Source organism: Micromonospora sp. NPDC003944 (genome assembly GCF_053605225.1).
In genome coordinates this window covers 59,361-78,052 of sequence record NZ_JBSGIV010000010.1, presented here as the reverse complement: position 1 = coordinate 78,052, position 18,692 = coordinate 59,361, and the positions used below count along the sequence as shown (strand labels likewise).

Sequence of the window (18,692 nt, the reverse complement as noted above, 5' to 3'; positions counted from 1 at the left end):
ACGCAGCGGAGGTGGGACGTGTCGCAGCCGAACGTCGAGGAGACAATGGAGCAGGTTCTCGCCCAGCGTACGGACCTCGACCGTTACAGGAGCAACAAACGGCTGATGTTCGCCGCCGAGCTGATGCTGGGCCCGGAGGACGTTCACGACCTCGCCCGGAGCTCCTTGACGGATCAGCCCGGCGACCGTTCTTGCGACTTCGTCCACGTGGACCGGGCACAGGGCTTGATCGTGGTGGCGCAGGGCTACGAGGCCACCAGCACCACGCGACTGACTGTTGAGCAGCGCAAGGTCCGCGACCTCAACCAGGCCGTGAACCGAGTCTTCACGGCCGAGACAATTGGGCTGCCGGCACCTCTGATCGCCGCCATCCAGAATGTGCGTGCAGCCTTGGACGACGGCGTGATCCGGCGGATCGAGATCTGGTTCGTCCACAACCGCGACCAGCAGGCCGACCTGGAGGAGGTGCTGAAGGACGCGCAGGACATCGCACGCAATGCGGTCCAGGTACGGAATCCGCAGGAGGCGGAAGAGGTCGAAGTGGTTGCCCACCAGATCTCCCGGAAGGTGCTGGCCGACTGGTTCCGCAGCTTGCAAACCCCGATCCTGGTCACCGAGCCGATCCGAGTTCCCGTCGAGAATTGGCTTGTCGAGAACACGCCCTCCCGTGACCGCCCGGTGTGGACGGGATACCTGGCGACCGTGTCAATGGAGTGGCTCAAAGGGCAGTTCTGGGCACACGAGAACAACCTGTTCTCGGGGAACGTCCGCGGCTACCTCGGCAAGGTCAGCAGCGCCTTCAACATCAACAACGGCATCCGGGAGACTCTACGGACCGAGCCAGGCAATTTCTGGATTTACAACAACGGCATCACGGCGCTGGTCAACAAGGTCTACCCCGACGGGGGTGAGCTCGTCGTCGAGGGCCTGTCCATCGTGAATGGTGCGCAGACCACCGGCGCTCTGCACCGTGCGTCCCAACTGGGGGCACTCGACGAGGCCCGGGTGCTCATCCGGTTCATCCAGTGTGCCGATCCGGCGATCATTCAGAAGGTCATCAAGTACACGAACCGGCAGAACGCCACCGTGCCCGCTGACTTCCGCAGTAACGATCACGTGCAGCGGCGCCTGGTCAAGGAGTTCGAGAATCTGGGCGTCGTCGGCTACACCGGCGGCCGGCGAAGCACCGAGACCGACGGGATCCGCCGGACGCCGAGCGATGGGCTGTCCGCGACCTACGTGGCGCAAGCGGTGGCCTCGTTTCACGGCGACCCCGGTACCGCCCGTGAGCCGGGGACCATCTGGACCGTTCGCGACACCTATCGCCGGTATTTCAACGGGCGGACCACCGCAGCGCACCTGTTGCTCTGTGGCGGGCTCGCCAGGGCCGGCGATCGGAGGCGTGAGGTACTCAAGGGCGAGCCCAGAAAATTGGCGGCACAACAGGAATTCTTCGCGCGCCAGAACTCCACCTGGCTTCTCGTCGCGGCGCTCGCGGCCTCGCTACCCGTGATCCTGCCCAGGTGCCCCGACGACAAGCTGCGGATCCGCCTGACCGGCGGAGGCCTTGACCAGGCAAGTAACATTTGGCTGCCCTTCGTGGAGGCGGTCGGCCCAAGGCTCGAGGTCTGTCTGGGCGGTCTCCTGGACGATCCTCGTGCGCTGCGCCAGTCGGACACCGTACGCGAAAAATTGGTGTACTTTCGCGAACAGGTCACACCTGACATCGAAAGCCAGGACGATGCCCTTGCCGCGTTCCGGGATGCAGTCCGGGTGGTTGGGCCATGACCACGGACGACCTAGAAGCCGCTCCGGTCCAGCAGGTTTCGGCCCGGATGCTGCATACGGCGGCTCAAGTGCTCGCCGGTCATCGGGGCGGGATGCGGGCCCGTGACCTGTGGAACAGGGTGATCGAACAGGCGCCAGGACTCGACACCGCCTTCGAGGCGGCCCACACCGGCACCACGTCGGTACACCAGCACTTCCGCTACATCAGCATCAATGCCCGGCACGCCGGATGGATCTATAACGAAGAGCACCTCTGGGGCCTGTCCCCGGTCGGCCGCGCTGCCCTACGCGACTACCTGGACCCCGATGAGTTCTTCCAGCAGGCTCGCTTCGGATACCGCGAGTGGAAGCGGCAACGGGCCGGATCCGACCAGGTCGTTGACATGCTGATCGGCGTACCGGAAGGCAGTTGGATCGCGGCACCGGATCTGGCCCGGCAGGCCGGACTCGACGCCTCCATGCTGATCCGGTGGCTCCAAGGACCCCGGCCGGACGGCTGGCACCGGGTGCTCGACCCAGACGGCGGCCTGCCTGAGATCCTTGCGCTCGACGAGGAGGAGCGGCGCCATTGGGAGCAGCTTCTCAACGGCGACGACGGCATGACCTACATGTTCGGACAGGCCCACCCGTCGCGACGTGTCCTGGCCGAAGATCTGGCACTGTTCGTCGGGACTGACGAGCCTGGCCGGCGAGCCTGGTTGATCCGCGGCGCCAACGTTCAGGGCGAGAACCTGCTGCGTTCCCTCTGGCTTCCCCAGGGCTTGTGCTCACTACCTGCCTCCCGGCTACCCGAACTGCCCGCAGGGGTGAGCACCGAACAGGTCAAAGCCGCGATCAGCCGCGGGTACGGGCATGCCAGCGCGGCGGAACGCGCCAAACTCACCACCGAATACCACGCCTTCCTGACCCGGATGCGACACGGCGACATCGTGGTCAGCAACTCGGGCAACGAGTACTTCCTAGGCGAGTTGACCGGCCAGCCAGCCTTCGTCACCAGTGTCGGCCAGCGAGCGAACCTGCAGCGTACGGTCAATTGGCGCAACGTGTCGGCGCCGGTGGCGTTCCTCGACCTGCCGGATGAGGTCGCTGCCCGGGTTAGCAACCCGGATGCCGAGGTCATCGAGCTCACCGAGTTCCTCGGTGATCTGGAGGCCATGCTCGGTGAGGAGCCCGAGCAGCCGGTCACGGCCCGCGATTTCTCCCTGCCGGACGTCACCGACGAGTTCGCCGAATCGGTGTTGATGGACCAGGGTTGGCTGGCCGAATGCCTGGCGCTGCTTCGGGACCGCCCGCAACTGATCTTCTTTGGGCCTCCGGGCACCGGCAAGACCTATCTGGCACAGAGGTTGGCCGAGCACCTCACCGGCGCGAAGCCGGAGAACACTCAGCTGGTCCAGTTCCACCCGGCCTACAGCTACGAAGACTTCTTCGAGGGCATCCGTCCTCGGTTGGAGGGCAACGGCGAAGGGGTGGGTTTCGAGTTGCACCGCGGCCCGCTGCGGCGGCTTGCCGAAGCGGCGCGTGCTCGGCCCGACGAACCGTTCGTCCTGATCATCGACGAGATCAACCGGGCCAACCTGGCGAAAGTCTTCGGAGAGCTGTACTTCCTGCTGGAGTACCGCAAACGATCCGTCAACCTGCTCTACGGATCCGACGAGGGACGCGGGTTCACGCTGCCCGCGAACCTGCTGATCCTTGGGACCATGAACACCGCAGACCGGTCGATCGCCTTGATCGATACGGCGATGCGGCGCCGGTTCGCGTTCGTCGAGTTGCACCCCGGCGAAGAACCGATCATCTCGCTACTGGGCCGCTGGTTGGTGAAGGAGGGACTTCCACTGACTGCTGCCTCGCTGCTGGCAGAGCTGAACGCACGGATTGCCGAGCGCGACTACCGCATCGGCCCTTCCTACCTGATGCGTCGAGCGGTACACGACGATCCGGCTGGCCTCGCCCGAACCTGGCGTACCCAAATCCTGCCTTTGCTGGAAGAACATCATTACGGTGACGGCACCGACGTTGCCGGGACGTACGGCCTCGACGCGGTGCGTGCCACGGTCGAGCGCAACCCGTGACCGGCGCTTCCCCAATCTTTCTCGTCGAGGGCGGAGGCCAGGTCGAGGTCGAACTCGCGGGCAATCAGGCGTCATTGCTGGCAAGTACCAAGATCGTTCAGGTGACGCCAGGTCCACGGACGGGGCTATGGCTCGTACGCGACAACGCGCGCGTTGGGACGGCTCGTGTCGGCGCCGGAGCCGAAGCCGTGACGGTCAGTATCCGCCCGAAGGTGGCGATCGATCGCCTGCTGTTCCTGATCGGCTATGGCCGGCGCGGAACCTCATGGCGTCAGGAGGAGGTGGATGCCAGCGCCTATCCCGATCTGCTGCCGGCGGTTGCGTACGCGTTCGGCCGCGCTGCGGAACGCGCGCTGCGGCCGGGTGTGCTTTTGGGCTACATCTCGGAGGAGGACACGCTTTCAGTGGTGCGGGGCAGGATTCGACACACGGATCAGATCCGGAGACGGTTCGGACTCATGCCACCAATCGAGGTCCGTTTCGACGACTACAGCGTCGACATCACGGAGAACCAGCTTCTGCTGAGTGCCGCCGACCGGCTACTGCGTCTCACCGGACTGCCATCTCCCGTGATCAGTCCTCTGCGCCGCATCGGCCTTCGGCTGCCAGGCGTTCGCCGGCTCGTCCCCGGCCGTCCGCTGCCGCCCTGGTCGCCGAACCGGCTCAACAGCCGCTATCACACCGCACTGGGACTGGCAGAGCTCATCTTGCGCGGCGGCTCTTTCGAGTTCGACGACACCGGTCGCCGGATCGCCGTGGACGGACTACTCGTGACCATGTGGCAGGTATTCGAGGACTTCGTCACCATCGCCATGGCTGACGCGCTCCGCCCCTTCGGCGGGCGTTGCCAGCCTCAGGACCCCCGCTTCTTCCTCGACCACGCCCGGCGGATCAAACTCAAGCCCGATCTCGTCTACTACCGGCCGGACGAACTGGGCAGGGAAACGCCAGTTGGCGTGATCGACGCCAAGTACAAGCGGTCGGCGGACAACGCGGACATCTACCAGATGCTCGCCTACTGCACCCGGCTGAACCTGCAACGTGGACACCTGATTTACGCCGCGGGCGAAGCAGACGCTGTGGAACACCATTTACACACCGAGCACGGGATCACCGTCGTACAACATTCCCTCGATCTCGCCGGCCCATCGGACTCCTTGTTGAATCGAATCAACGAGATTGCAACCGAGTTCGCAGCCAAATAGTGCTGACACAGCTTCAGCCACCAGCACGTCACGCGCCGGCCAAGGCTAGTGCCTCGTCATGCGGCCCTGAAGGGGTAATCCGGGTAGCGGATCTTCGACTCGGCCGCCGGCTGTGGTAGCCAGGGGTCGTCGTTCGCACCGGGAATCCCAGCTACCCGCCGGAGCCTGCCCTATGTGCACGGTGGACACTCGAACTATGTCGATGAGGGATGACCCCGCCGAGGAACGCGAACAGTGGATCACGGCGATTTGTGGGGGCCTGGTCGGGCAGATGGCGGAGCATCCGGCGCTCGATCTGGCGGGGATCGTTCCTGGGCTGGGCGACATCGACATGGTCCGGGCCCTACTCGTGGCGCGTGTCGCCGCCCTCGTTTCCGCTGGCCGCTCAACCGCTGACATCGTAAGGCTGCTCGCGGACAGCGGTGTTCTCGCCGAGCCAAGCGTCGAGCCAGAGCTGTTGAGTGGCCTGGTCGGGATGGTCCGGCGGCAGTTGGCTTCTACCGGGATGGGCGACTCGGTTTGGCTGCTCGGCTGCGGGCTGCGCGCGTGGAGCCCGGAGAGCACCTATCAACTCCTGCTGGAGCTCTGGTCAGAGCGGCGCCTCGGATCGGTCCCGCGTGGCCGGGTCAAGCGGGAACTCGCCCGGCTGTGGGGTGTTCGGGATCGGGCCTGGCTCGAGGACTGCCTGTCGCGCTCGCCGAGCCCGCTGGAGGCGTACGCGAACATTTGGGCGACGCTAGAGGCCGAGCCGGACGTCCGGGTGCGGACCTGCGCTGCGATCGCGTGGCGCGGAGACGCCGAGAGCGAGCAGGCGCTCGAACGCTGGACGGACCCGTTCATCAGGGACGCCTCGAAGGCCCGGCACCTACTCACCATCGGGATGGACCGGATTCGCGCCGAGCAAGCGCTGCGGTTCCTGCGCCGTCTCAAGGACTCGCCCGATGTGAACCTGAGGATGATCACGTCCCGGGTCATGGAGATCATCGAGGGGCAGCGGAAGCGGGTCCGCGAAGCGGTCAAGGGCCTCGCCACACTGGAGCGCGATTTGTTACGCGATCGCACCGACGAGGAACGCTTCCAGGACGGGTGCCTCGCGGAGCTGCTGCGCTGGTCGTGCACCCCAATGGTCAGTTCCTGGACGGACGGGTCGGACGCGACACACGGCCTACGCGGTCCGCTGCCCTGGTGGCGGATCCATGTACGCGGTGACGACCAGGTGGAGGCAGCCACCGCTGCCCTGGCCGAGGGGACCCGACTCCTCGGTCTGACCCGCGCCCCTGCCCGGCCGGACCGGTTGGAGCTGATCTGTCGCCGACCACGCAGCGGCTCACCCGGCCTGCGCGCCCACTTCGCATTCGACCTCACCAACCCGGCCCACGCCGGCGAACTCCTCCTAATAGGCCGACGGGGCGACATCTGCATCGACTTGGTCGCGACCTCCGACATCGAGGAGGACACTCACTTGGGCACGCTGCGCGTCACGGCCGCAGACGAACTCGCGCAACTGCTGACCGAGATCGCCTCGCTTGCGCTCGACGACCTCCCTGGCAGCCCTGAGGTGGATGCCGACGGCCACGGGGCCTCGACGCTTGGTGAGGCGCTGCGGCAAGCCGCCGACAGTGCCGCGAGCCTCGACCCCTGGTCTGCCGACCGCGCGATACTGGTCACCAGGTCGGCAGGACCCGCCGGGGAGGTCGTGCTGGAGACCACCGACCCACCGACGCCACTGGCACGACCCCGCCGAGGCAAGGCGGCACCGGAGTCGGAGAGCGGGTTCGTCTACATACTGCGGACTCCCGCCATCCCCGACATGCTCAAGATCGGCTTTTCCCGCCGGCTCCCCGAGGACCGTGCCGACGAGCTGTTCAGCACCCCGGTGCCCTTCCCCTTCGAGGTGACCTACCGCGCCCTGACCATGCGCGCCTACGAGGTCGAGCAGGCGGTTCACCGGCTGCTCGACGCCCAGCGGGTCGCCCCCGACCGCGAATTCTTCCGCGTCGACCAGGCGATGGCCGAGGAGGCAATCCGCTTCTGCCAGCAGCGGGTGACCGGGATCGCTAGCTGGGAACCGATGCCTGTGGTGCACCGGTTACGCGCTGGTGACCGGATCACATTGCCGCTAAAGGCCGGCCAGACGTTCGTCGTCACGGCGTACCCGAGCCTCATGGCGCCGTCCGCCGAGGCGATCGACATTTGGCAGGCGCTCGCTGACGGGGACCTGCTCGAACTGCACGTCACCGACGATCCCGGAATGGTCCGCGGCCTGAGCGACGGCGACGAAGGGGCCGAGGAGGACTTGCTGCCTTACCTCAACCGCGACGGCAGCGCACCTAACGGCCACCTGGTCGGCCGGGACCGCCTGGTAGCCGGGGACCGGCTCAGCTGGCTCTCTGATCACGCCCACGTGGTCTTCGAGATCCACGACTTCTGCCAGGTCGTCTGCCGCACCTGGGACCTGCAGTTCGATGCGGAGACAGGCTTTCCGTTACTGCTCAACTACGTCCTGCGGCCGGTGGGTCCCGCCGCTGCCGCACGCTTCCTGGAGGTGCTCACGCTGGACACCCCGCGGACGTGGGCCCCGCGAAATCCCGATCCGGCGGACGGCTGGGCGACGGCCGCCACCCGCGCGAGCCGGCCAGAGGACTGGCTGCCCCAACTGCGCCGACAAAATTGATCGCCACGCATCCCCACGGCCTAGTAGTGCTTTGTTAGGTTGGTACCAGTTGGTGGCAGAGTGGGCAGAATTCGAGCCAGGTCGCGAGTTGGTATTGCAGTTCGCGCAGGACGGCGTAGAGGCTCAGGTCTGCCCTGTTGCTTTTGGGTCTGCGAGCCGTAACTGGGTGAGGAACAGTTGGGCGGCTGCGGTGAGGGTGACGTGGCGGTGCCAGCCAATCCAGGAGCGGCCTTCGAAGTGGTCGAGCCCGAGGGCGGTCTTGAGTTCGCGGTAGTCGTGCTCGATGCGCCAGCGGCTTTTGGCCAGGCGGATCAGTTCGGTAAGTGGTGTGTCGGCGGGCAGGTCTGATAGCCAATAGTCGGTGGGTTCGTCCTGGCCGGGTGGCCATTGCACGAGCAACCAGCATTCGGGCAGGACGCCGTCCTCACCCCGGTGTGGTGCGCGTTGGATGGCGCGGCCTGCGGGCCGGATCCGTAGGGCGATGAAGTGTCCGGCAAGGTCGCGGGTGGGCTGGCCGGGGGCGCGATCGGCGGTGGCGATCCGGTCGCGCCAGCGCACGTGCCGGGCGCGGTGGGCGCCGTGAGCGAGGGCGAGATCTTTGAGGCTGCGGGCGGGTTGTGGGTATCTCGGTTTCGGGTGCATACCGACCCTGGCGTAGGGGACCTCGCCGGGTTGAGCGTCGCCGGGTTGGGCGGTGGTCGACGAGGTGGTCGCCACGATGTAGCCGATGCCGCGTTCGGTCAAGCCCTGGCGGAACTCGGCGACCTGCCCATGGCCGGCGTCGGCGGTCAGCAACGGTGGACGCAGGCCCCACCCGGCCAACTCGTCGAGCATCTCCAAGGCCATCATCCACTTTGGCCGGTACCGCTGCTCGTCAGGCAGCTTTGAGGCTGACCGTCGCCGCAGGATCTGGTCGATCCGCTCGGCGGGTGGCGGCCGTAGGCGCGTGTGTGGCTTCTTCGCTCCGGCCTGGTCACGGGTCACGGGTTGCTGGCGCAACCTGCGGGCGTGCGGGTTGGTGATCTTTCCGTCAGTGTCCGCGGCGCAGGTCTCGTCCCAGGACTCAGGCACGAACAGCCGCCAGTCCAGCACCGCCGACGCGTTGTCAGTCGCGGCGTGAACGCTCACGGCGATCTGGCAGTTCGCGACCGAGAGTGCCGGAATACTGCCGGGCCACGCACGCCGAGGCTTTGCCGTCCTTGGGGAACCCGGTGTCGTCCACCACCCACACCTGCGGGCACACCAGGTCAACAGCGGTCTTCGCCAGCCGCCGCCGCACACCGGCGACATCCCAGGTCGATGAGGTCAGGAACTGCTGCAACTGGTGGTGATCCACCCCGAGGCGCTGCGCCATCGGCTGCATCGATTTGCGCCGACCGTCCAGCATCAGCCCTCGCAGATACCGCAACCCGGTCGCCCGCTGATCCGACCGCGGCAACCCCGCGAACAGCCCGGCCGCGAAGTCCTCCAACCGCGTCCGCACCCGTGCGAGTCCTCGCTCGTCCACAGGCGGGAGCCAAACACAACCCAAACAGCCCTACAAGCGACACACCGGAATAACCTAACAAAGCACTACTAGGCGCCGACAATCGAAGGGTCACTCGGCTACGAGAGAGGCCTTTTGCTCTGGGACGCTGACACCCGGTCCCATGCTTGCCCGGTGTCCCACCGGTGCGACGGGGTAGGAGACTGGAGCGCGTCGACGACGTAGGTCTCGCACTAGGGCCCAGAACAGAAAGATCAACGGGGCTAGGCAGCCGACGTTGCCGACGATCGTGCTGCCCCAATCGGGGTAGCCGTTCGTGACCGTGGCGCCGATCGCGCCGACCTCGCCTACGAGGAAGACGATGATCGCCACCAAGAGCAACGTCCGTCGGGTCCGTTCCCACTTGACTCCGGCGGGCCTTTCAATGCGGGTTGGAGCATTGCTTTCGAGGGCGTACTGGTGGTGGCTCGACCTTGTGGCCGTGACTTCCGCCGTGTCCGGTCTAGGGACGAGAACGCCCAGGCTCTGCCGAGCAATCTGAATCGCGTCGTGCAGAGCGGTGAAGGCATCGTTCTGGCGTAGTGAGAATGGCATCGAGTCGGGGTCACCCAGCGGGGGTCTTCCGCCGAATCGGCCACCCCATCGCACTGGCGCCGGCGGTCGGCCCTGGTGTACGACTTGGAGGTACCCGTGGAAGAAGACCGTCCCGGGTCGCATCGCAAGTTCCGTGACCTGGCTGAGATGGATCTGTTGGTCTTTCTTAAGGGCCGGCCCGAATCCGCGCCAGCGCACAGTAATCCACTCACCATCGAACTGTACGGACCCGAGTAGACCCTTGCCATGCAGCGGCACGGCCGTCTGCACGAATCGATGCGTTTCGGGGGTGCGATCGTCCTTAGCAGATGGACGATGCCGGGGTGTCGACGGGAGAAGAGTGGCTGGCAGGGGGAGTGGCGTGGGCGCGGTTGGCGTAACCACGGCGACGATGAGTTCGCCCTCACCGAAGCCAAGCCGGCGCGGGCGTTGCGGCGATGGACCCGACACGATGCGGTGATAGACGTACTCGTACAGTTCGGTGACGGTGATCAGCCCATCGCCGTCGAAGTCGGCGGCGCCGGTTCTAATGCCAGTGGCGACTGCCTCGGTGAAGTACGACGGCTGCTCACGCCCCATGCCGGAATCGCTGAGATCTTCGAAGCTGAGTTCGGTGTCGCCGGACGCCGTGATGACCGCCACGCCGCTACCCTGTGGTAGGTCCCGCAGGAGGGTGCGGACGTTGATGTCTGAAGACCGGGCTCGCATGCCACGGATGAATGCGCCGCTGAAACAGCAGTCAATCAGTACGACTGTGCTCCTGGCTCGGCTCGCGGCGAGTTGCCCACGTACCCATTCGGCAGACACAGATGTAGATCCGAGCAGATCCGGATGAGTATCAGCGAAGACGAAGTGCAGGTCGCCGCGGATATTCTGGTGGCCGTGGCAGGACAAGTAAAGCAAGTTGATGTCGTCCGGCTTCGCCTTGCCGAGGAACTCCTCGATCGCCCTCTGGGCCTCGTTGGCCGTACAGTCGACCCGCATGGTCACCGTGTAAGCCGAGCCCCTGGGGTCGGCGAGTACCTCGCCTAGCACCCGGACGTCATGATGAGCCGCCGGCAGCGCTGCAAATCCAGGATGGGCGTATGCGGCGCAGCCCAGCAGGAGCGCCCGCCGAGATCGACTCACGGCTGCGGGGTCCCCGACGCCACCTTTTCTAGATACGCCGAGACTAGGGCCTCGCGCTGCCGGCGAGTTACGACTCCGCGCAGCCGCTGGCCATCGATCTCCACTTCGATCTCTGCCGGTTGTCGACGCAACCAGGAGGCCAGAACGTCGACAACCGGAGTCACCAGTTCGGGAGCCATCGAGACGACGAGTGCGCCGACCGCGACCAACTCCAAAGCCTTCGCGCCGTCTGGTAGGGAGCCGGCGACAGCTGGAGACACCTCGTTGACAGCCAGGCCGAGCAGTTCCGACTGGAGCTGCCGCGACATGGCCGCTACCTCGGATGGTGTGTACCCGATGCCGCTCACCCGGACACCCAGTACTGCCAGATCACCCATTCATGCCTCTCCTCCCACGTACGGCCTGCTGCGAAAGACGTGCCGATGCATATTACCGAAGTCAACAGGGGTTCGGCGCTGTCGTAGATCGATTTGGCCTCAGTTGGACAAAGGGCTATCGCCACCCGGCTACGGTTGATCATTGGCAGACCGCTGTCTGGTGGCCGCGGTACCGAGCACTCCCGCCGCCTAAACCGAGAAGAGTCTTGGTGTAAGAACGGGCCCCCGCTCGTCGTCAGGAGACGAGCGACCGGCAGGGCCCAGCGCCTGCTCGACTACGGAGTAGAACTGCTCGGCATCGCCCCCTGACCGGGCCTGCCGAACGCTATGTTGCTGCAGGTGGCAGTGCTCGGCGGAAGCGGTCCGTTGCCGACCATGGCGACGGTTGGGTTGTGGTATCGATCGCCCCACCGGCACGAACCCCTTGCCTGCGGTACGCCTCATGACCATCGCTCCATCCATGATCAACATCACGATCGTCAAGGCCCAAGGATTCGCTCCTTAGACGAGGTCGTTAAAGATTGTGGAAATCCAATAGGTATAGGCCCCGAACACCGGTGACGGCTATGCCGGAATCATCCGGCAACCAGACGACCTCCGAGATATCTGCCTCAGTTCGGAGCATTGCCAGACACCGGATTGTGGCCGAATCGACTTGCCAAAGCCGCACAGTTCGATCAGCGCTCACAGTTGCCAACCGATCGCCTCGGGGCGAGCTTGCAATGCTAAGGATGGCGTCACGGTGACTGATCCCTGCGGCCCGAGCTACCCCAGTCTGTGTTTCTAGGACCAGCAGGCCACCGTCCCGGCAGCCCACCACGATTCCGGCCCCGCCCTGAGCTGCTTGCAACACGGATGCGCGTCCCGGCGGAAGCACGGAGTGCCAGAGGATTGCGGCGGGCATCGTGAAGACTAAGACAGCACCGCTGGCGGTGTGTGCGGCCAACCAAGTGCTGTCAGGTGCGGCGTCGAGATGGATAATCCGATCGTTGGTGAGTTCGTCTCCCGCTTGCCACAGTCGGCTGAGGGTAAGCCGACGGTTCACCCCGTTGGCAGTGCGGGTGAAGACTTCGATGCCTCGTTCGACGCTAGAGGCCAGCCAGGAGCCGTCCGGTGCCGCGGCCAAGGCTCGCACGATCGACTTCGTGCCTAGGGATGTTGGCAGGGAATACCGCTCGTCGGTCTCCGCTTCCCATACCTTGATTCCGTCCGCCGTGGTCGAGGCCAGCCAAGCCCCATGAGAAGCAGCGACCGTAACGGGATCGGCCATTAGCGTGTTCAGTGTGCAGAGCGTAACGCCTTTGGTGGCATCGCGGATTACGATACTGCCATCGGCGCGGACGACTCCGATCCAGCGCCGTCCTGATCCCGGGACGATGTTGCGCCACAATCTCCCTCCATTGGAGTCGAAGCGCAGAGGGCGTGTTGCATCAGTCGATGCACCGGTCCGGGTGTTCCATGTACGGACTACGCCATCGCCTACTGCAGCAACCTCCGAGTCGTCGTCGCCGATGACGGTCAGCGATCGCAGCCGACCTTGGAGCCCAGCCGACAGCGCGTCCTCAGCGACGTCGACGGCTGGGTCCCAGATTCGGATGGCACCATCCTCGCTGGCGCTAGCTATCCACTCACCGTCGGGTCCACTAACGATCGCGGTAACGCGGGCCTGGTGGCCGTTAAAAGACGTCCTGTGGCCAGAGTTACGGTCCTGGACCTCGATTGCGCCGTACTCCGTACCCCACGCTAGCCACTCACCGATCATTGACATGGACAGAGCTGAGATCACACCAGGGTTGTCTATGCTGAAGGTGTCTGAGAAGTCACCGTCATGCCAGATGTAAAACTGGCCTCCCGCGCTCGCGATGAAGCCCTCGCTAGGGTCGGCAACTAATCCGAGGACCGGTTGCCCTGTGCCGAGATCGAGTGTCCTGACCTTACTGCTTGCTAGGTCCACTAAGTGGACCCGTCCGGCACTCGAACCGAGGGCCACATCCCAGCCTCCCTTAAGAAGACAACCCGAGAGGACCGGGTCGAGGAAATCTGACAGCAACTCCTTGCTTGTGGAGTCCCGAAAGTCGTGGAGGTAGGTCACTCCTTCGCGGGTACTCGCCACCACCCGGTGCTCGTCCACCATCACCACCGACATCACCCAACTGCCGTCAAATTTCGCTCGCGCGACTGGCCCCTCATCCGTGACGTCGAAAAGGCTGGCAGAGCCGTCGTCGCCCGCAGCGACAAAACGGCCCTCGGCAAAGGTGGATAACGACCGCACCCAGTCGCGGTTCGCCTCGTACGACCTGGTGAGAAGGCCAGTAACGGTGCTCCACGCGCGCACGGTGCCGTCGCCGCCACCAGCCAGCAGGATGCGTCCGCGATCGGCTGTCGCCAGCGCTAAGACCTGTGTGTGACCTCCGGGCATCACCCTCAACAAGGATGTGTGCGGCGCGTCTGGGAGCGAAAAGCGACCGACCAACTGTGGCGTCACCTCCAGCGCCAGAAGTCGACGAATCTCGGGACCCCACCCCCGCTCGTCGAGGAGTCTGCTGGCGAAGATAGCGACCACTGACCGAGCCGGATCGGTTTCGGTCAGCAAGTTCGCGCTGCGAAGCAGCACACGCCTCAGCACCCGGGAACGCGGGTCCCGCACCAACGACAGGTCGACCGCCACAGCCACGGGTCCGGCGAGGACGAGTTTCTCGGCGATCCAGCGCAAGTCTGTGATGAGGTCCGTAGCCCGATTCATGTCACCTGACTCGCAGAGGTGATAGGCAAGGTGCCGCCACAGATAGTCTGCCGATGGCTCAAGTCGCCACCACGCTGTTACCGGAAGGTTCTCGGCGGACGGCCGCAGCATCTGCTCCTCAGGCAGAGTGATCGCCATGGCATCAAGGAAGGTTCGGTTGAGTTCATGGAGCCGTTGCTCGCCAAGGTTTCCTCTCAGAAAGGCGCGCACGACATCGTGGAGCTGGAGGTAACTTCTTCCTCCTTCTTGGTCGATGGTAGTCAGCGACAGGTTGGCCAGTTCGGCGGCTGTATGAGCTGAGCTGATTTCGTCCAGGCCTGCGGTCGCCGTCCAGAGACGCGTAACCGTCTCTAAGTCGAAGCGCTCGTCCTCTGCGAAGATACTCAGTTCACCGAGGCGCTCGGCGGCGTCGTTGCCGAGCAGGGTCGTTCCTGCCTCGATTGTCGCCCGGACTGCCCGAGCACGCTGCTCGGGCACGTCCAGGTCGATGGACGCAGTCGGGAGTCCGAGGTCGTCGACAGCAGCAGGCCCATGGTCCCTAAGCCGGGCCAGAATTGACGACGCCGCAGTCATGGTGTCGTGACCGAGAGTGGCGTGCCGATGCAGGATTCGATTAACTAGGCGGAGCAGCAGCGGCCATCGGCCTGTGTGCCGTAGCAACGCTTCTGCCGCATCTGGTGCCAGGTCAGGAATTTCCCACCCTAGAAGGCGCCGGGCCTGGTCTTCGGACATTTGGTCGACTTTGACCGTGATCGCTTTCTCCGGCAGCACGGCTGGCGATCGGGTAGTGACGAGCCGTACGGCTTCCGGGCCGCCCTGCAGAAAGGGCGTGAGCTGATCCTCCTCCCACACGTCATCGAGTACGACCAACATGCGACCGCGCTCGCCTAGGAGCCTGCCCAGGTGTTGTCCGGCCAGGCGAGGGTCCGCGAATCCAGGTCGTTCACCCGTGATCAGTTCCACCAAATCATTAATTTTGTCGGCGATTGGCGCGGGGCCGCGACAGTCGCGGCCCATTGTGATCATGTAAATCTTGCGTCCAAAATGCTTCTGGACACGGTGATCAGCACAGACTATTCGGGCGAGCGTGGTCTTCCCGAAGCCACCTGCGCCCCGGAGAGCGGTCGTGATTCCCACGGCGCTCGTGGTGCGGCGCCTCCGTATCGCCTCGACGACCTCCTCCAGCTCCCGGCCTCGAGGCACGATCCACCGTTCGGGTATCGGGGCAAGGGGCGGAAGCGGATCGCCGGGGCTGCGGTCACGATGGGCACTGATCTTCAGTGACAGCCACGTCAGGAATGCGGTTGCCACAGTAACACCCACAGTCCATCGGAACGGATAGCGGCGGATGTTTTCCAGGCCGGCGGGCCAGCGTGTTTCGACGTTAGTCAGGGCGTTTATCGCGACGGCACCGATGCTGGTCAACAGGCTGACAGCGACGGACACTATAACGATCGAACTCCGCCCTGCACCCGGTCGCAGCTTTCTTCCCACCGAAATATCACCGTGACTTAAGCGATTAAGGCTTTGCCCGCAGTTATTATGCGCGGTCGTCGCCGACGAGAATCCTTTATACCCGATCCCGTCAATCCTCGCACCCCAGACCGGCGTTGGCGCTTCAAATTCGGCAGTCAGCTGTACTGATATCGGCTCATTACTGGCTGAACTATTGCTTATGCACCTAATCGGATATTTGGCAGGCCTGCGGGTGGGCTGACTCATTAGTACGAATAACGGTTTCGCCGAATGGAGCAGGCAGGTCAGGTTGTGCTAACCATCTCGTCGCACGGTTGTTGGGACAGCAGTCACTTCATTGGGGTGAGGTGCGGCTGGTAGGGCCTTGAGTAGCTTGGTGGCGTTCTCGGTCGGTGCGCCCGACAGCAGGCCGGTGATGGCGCAAATGGTGGCGTCCAAGTGTTCGCGTCGGCCGTGGCAACGGGCCAGCATCCGCCAGTTCAAGGTACCTATCGCAACATGGAGCGCGTGCGGGCTCCGGCCCGCGCTGAGCGGGTGAGCTCGCTCAACGCCACGACGGCTGGTTGGGACTGCTCCTGGTGGACCTCGCCACCCAGGACTCGATCGACACCATCGTCGAGCGGCTGCACCTTGAAGCGCCCGAACAGACTGGTGACGACGACGCCGACCTGTTGCGGTCGCTCCAGCAAACCGCCGCTCAGGCGCAATTCGCCATCATCGACGGCCAGGAGGAACTGCGCCGGGTCATCGAGAATGGCGACGTCGGTTCGTGGCGGGTGTTCCTGCACCCCGAGCAGCGCCACTACGCCGTCCGTCGCTACCGGGGTCCCTTCCGGCTCTCCGGGGGGCGCCGGAACCGGCAAGACGGTCGTACTCCTGCACCGCGCTCGTGCGCTGGCCTGCGAACGCCCGGATGCGCGGATTGTTCTGACGACCTTCACCACGAACCTGGCAGACGCGCTGCGCGACGGTCCCGGCTAGCTCGATCCGACGGTTCAGCAGGCTACGGTCCTCACGCAGTCCGGCGTGTACGTGACAAGCGTTGACGCGCTGGCCGCCGCTGTCATTCGTGCCGCCGGTGACGGCATCGCCAATGCCATCCAAGCGGTCCTGGGCGACGTCCGATCCACCCCGACCGGCCGTACCCCGACCGGCCGGTGGCGGGACGTCATTGAGGCATCGGCGACCCCGCTGCCCCCGGAGATCGTCAACGAGACCTTTCTCAGCGCCGAGTACGCGCAGATCGTTCTGCCCAACAAGGTGAAGAATGAGAACGAGTACCGCCGGGTACGCCGGCCCGGCCGCGGGGTCGCCCTCGACCGTGCCAAGCGGGGCAGCGTCTGGGCGCTGGTCGCTGCCTACCGGGCGCAGTGTCGCATCGACGGCACGCTCGACTTCGCCGAGGCGGCCGCTGTTGCTGCCGCCCACCTGACAGCCAGCGGCGGCGAGGCCGACCACGTGCTCGTCGATGAAGGTCAGGACCTGTCGCCGATGAACTGGCAGATGCTGCGCGCCCTGGTCGCGGAGGGCGCGGACGACCTGTTCATCGCCGAGAGCTCCTACCAGCGCATCTACGGCAGTCGTACGGTGCTGGGCCGGTACGGCATCAAGATTGTCGGCCGGTCGCAGCGGCTCAGCCTTAACTACCGCATCACCGCCCAGAACCTGCGCTTTGCGATGGCCATACTCGACGGCGGTGACTACGTCGACCTCGAAGAGCGGGCGGAGGTTACCGGCTACCGCTCGGCGCGTTCGGGGCCGGCACCAGCGGTGGAAGCCGTCGAGTCGCTCGTCGCCGAACTCGACATGATCGCTGATCGCATCCGCTCGTGGTGCGATGGTGGGGCGACACCCGGGACGATCGCGGTTCTCGTAGCCGACAAGTTTCAGCGGGAACGGGTCGTCAACGCGCTCAACGAGCGCGGTGTGCCCGCACGGGCAGTCGACCGTGACCGCCCGGGAGAGGGTCGGGTGCTGGTGATGACCATGCGCAGGGCCAAGGGCATGGAATTCGCCAAGGTCGTGCTCGCCGATGGGGGGTCCCAATCGGCTGCCGAGAAGGTCAGGCTCAACGATCTGGATGCCATCGAGCGGCAGGACGCTGAGCTGCGGGCCCGGTCATTGGTGTACGTGGCTGCAACCCGTGCTCGCGATGAGCTTCTGGTGTTCCAGCGCCCATAGTTCTTGATTGCATCGGGTGCTACCGCACTGCAAACCCGGCCGAGCCGGGCAGCTACCAGCGGTAGTCGATTATGGCGTCAGCGTCTGTGTACGGCGCCGGTGGGGTTGCGGTATCGATCGCCCCTCGGACACATTATTTCCCCACGAACTGTGATGGTTGTTCGTGTTTTGCGTGATCCCCGTCCCGTTGGGCGGGGATTTTTGCTGTCGTGGCGAGGAAGCTCCCCGCCGGGGTGAGCGGATAGATCGGTTTCGGCTTCGATGGTCCACGCGTGGTGGTCACACACAATGATCATGTTGTTGGTGCGTAAGTAGGCGGCAAGCTTTTCCTGGGTCAGGGCTGCGCAGTGCGGGATGGCGACGGTGTAGCCCGCGGTCGTGTCGGGTGCGGTCGAGCAGGTGGTCTTCCCGGATGTAGAGGATCGTCGGTTGGGCGGAGCTCCTGGTGCGGGTGCTCGTGTGTCCGTCTCGGCATCGGTAGCCGGGTCGGCCGTGGACCCAGTGGGAGTCCATGATCCGGCCGCACACGCCGCAGCAGATCACTCCGGCCAACACATAGTGGCGGGGGACGCCGTCGGTAGGGGTCGGTGCGCTGCGGATTGCCTGAATGGCGACGAAGTTTTCTTCGCTGACCAGCGGAGGGCGCGCGATCTCGCGGGAGATGACCCAGTCGGTGGGGGCGGTCCACCGTTGGATCTCGTGGACCCGCTCAGCCCGGGCGACACCGAACGCCCTGCCCGGCCGGCGAAACGTGCAACCACCGGAGCCCCGTGCCGGCCGTGCGGGGCATTGAAACATCCTGATGATTCATATATAGTAATCCGATAGGAAAGCGCTTTCCTGAACCGACTTCGGGAATGTTTCCGAAGCGGTAGCAACCTGTCCGTTGAGAAGATGACGCGGCGGCGCGCGTCCTCCCTGCGTCAGGCAACCACCTGATCCCACCCCCGTCATCCGGGCCGGCG

At 65.0% G+C, this 18,692-nt stretch carries 8 protein-coding genes and 2 pseudogenes; 5 read left to right on the top strand and 5 right to left on the bottom strand.

Features of this window, described 5'->3' with window-relative positions:
- The first annotated feature begins 18 nt into the window (after positions 1 to 18).
- From ACWER9_RS07480 to ACWER9_RS07465, 4 genes are all read left to right on the top strand, one after another.
- Positions 19 to 1,788, top strand: a complete 1,770-nt coding sequence (locus ACWER9_RS07480) for an AIPR family protein (RefSeq protein WP_452300994.1) — start codon at positions 19 to 21, stop codon at positions 1,786 to 1,788.
- Positions 1,785 to 3,863, top strand: coding sequence for an McrB family protein (locus ACWER9_RS07475; protein ID WP_452300993.1), 2,079 nt, complete (start codon positions 1,785 to 1,787; stop codon positions 3,861 to 3,863). The genes ACWER9_RS07480 and ACWER9_RS07475 overlap by 4 nt, the downstream gene beginning before the upstream one ends.
- Entirely contained in the window at positions 3,860 to 5,068 is a 1,209-nt protein-coding gene (locus tag ACWER9_RS07470; RefSeq protein WP_452300992.1) for an McrC family protein, read from the top strand. Before ACWER9_RS07475 ends, ACWER9_RS07470 begins: the two co-directional genes overlap by 4 nt.
- Positions 5,069 to 5,264: 196 nt before the next feature.
- Complete coding sequence (locus ACWER9_RS07465) at positions 5,265 to 7,742, top strand: GIY-YIG nuclease family protein (RefSeq protein ID WP_452300991.1); 2,478 nt, start codon at positions 5,265 to 5,267, stop codon at positions 7,740 to 7,742.
- Positions 7,743 to 7,865: 123 nt separating this feature from the next.
- Here the strand turns inward: ACWER9_RS07465 and ACWER9_RS07460 are convergent.
- The 4 genes and pseudogenes from ACWER9_RS07460 to ACWER9_RS07445 form a co-directional block, all read right to left on the bottom strand.
- Positions 7,866 to 9,249: pseudogene (locus ACWER9_RS07460) on the bottom strand (IS701 family transposase).
- Between the two features lie 90 nt (positions 9,250 to 9,339).
- Positions 9,340 to 10,950: a caspase, EACC1-associated type gene (locus ACWER9_RS07455; protein ID WP_452300990.1), complete on the bottom strand. Its 1,611-nt coding sequence runs from the start codon at positions 10,948 to 10,950 to the stop codon at positions 9,340 to 9,342.
- On the bottom strand, positions 10,947 to 11,327 hold the full coding sequence (locus tag ACWER9_RS07450) for a hypothetical protein (RefSeq protein WP_452300989.1): 381 nt from the start codon (positions 11,325 to 11,327) through the stop codon (positions 10,947 to 10,949). Before ACWER9_RS07450 ends, ACWER9_RS07455 begins: the two co-directional genes overlap by 4 nt.
- Before the next feature lie 514 nt (positions 11,328 to 11,841).
- Entirely contained in the window at positions 11,842 to 15,516 is a 3,675-nt protein-coding gene (locus ACWER9_RS07445; protein WP_452300988.1) for an NB-ARC domain-containing protein, read from the bottom strand.
- A gap of 566 nt (positions 15,517 to 16,082) precedes the next feature.
- On the opposite strand from ACWER9_RS07445, the pseudogene ACWER9_RS07440 reads away from it, so the two are divergent.
- A pseudogene (locus ACWER9_RS07440) lies at positions 16,083 to 17,727 on the top strand (UvrD-helicase domain-containing protein); the annotation flags it as partial.
- Between the two features lie 279 nt (positions 17,728 to 18,006).
- Here ACWER9_RS07440 and ACWER9_RS07435 read toward each other — a convergent pair.
- The gene (locus tag ACWER9_RS07435; protein WP_452300987.1) at positions 18,007 to 18,525 is read right to left on the bottom strand and encodes a zinc ribbon domain-containing protein; all 519 of its coding nucleotides are present in this window, start codon (positions 18,523 to 18,525) and stop codon (positions 18,007 to 18,009) included.
- Between the last annotated feature and the right edge of the window lie 167 nt (positions 18,526 to 18,692).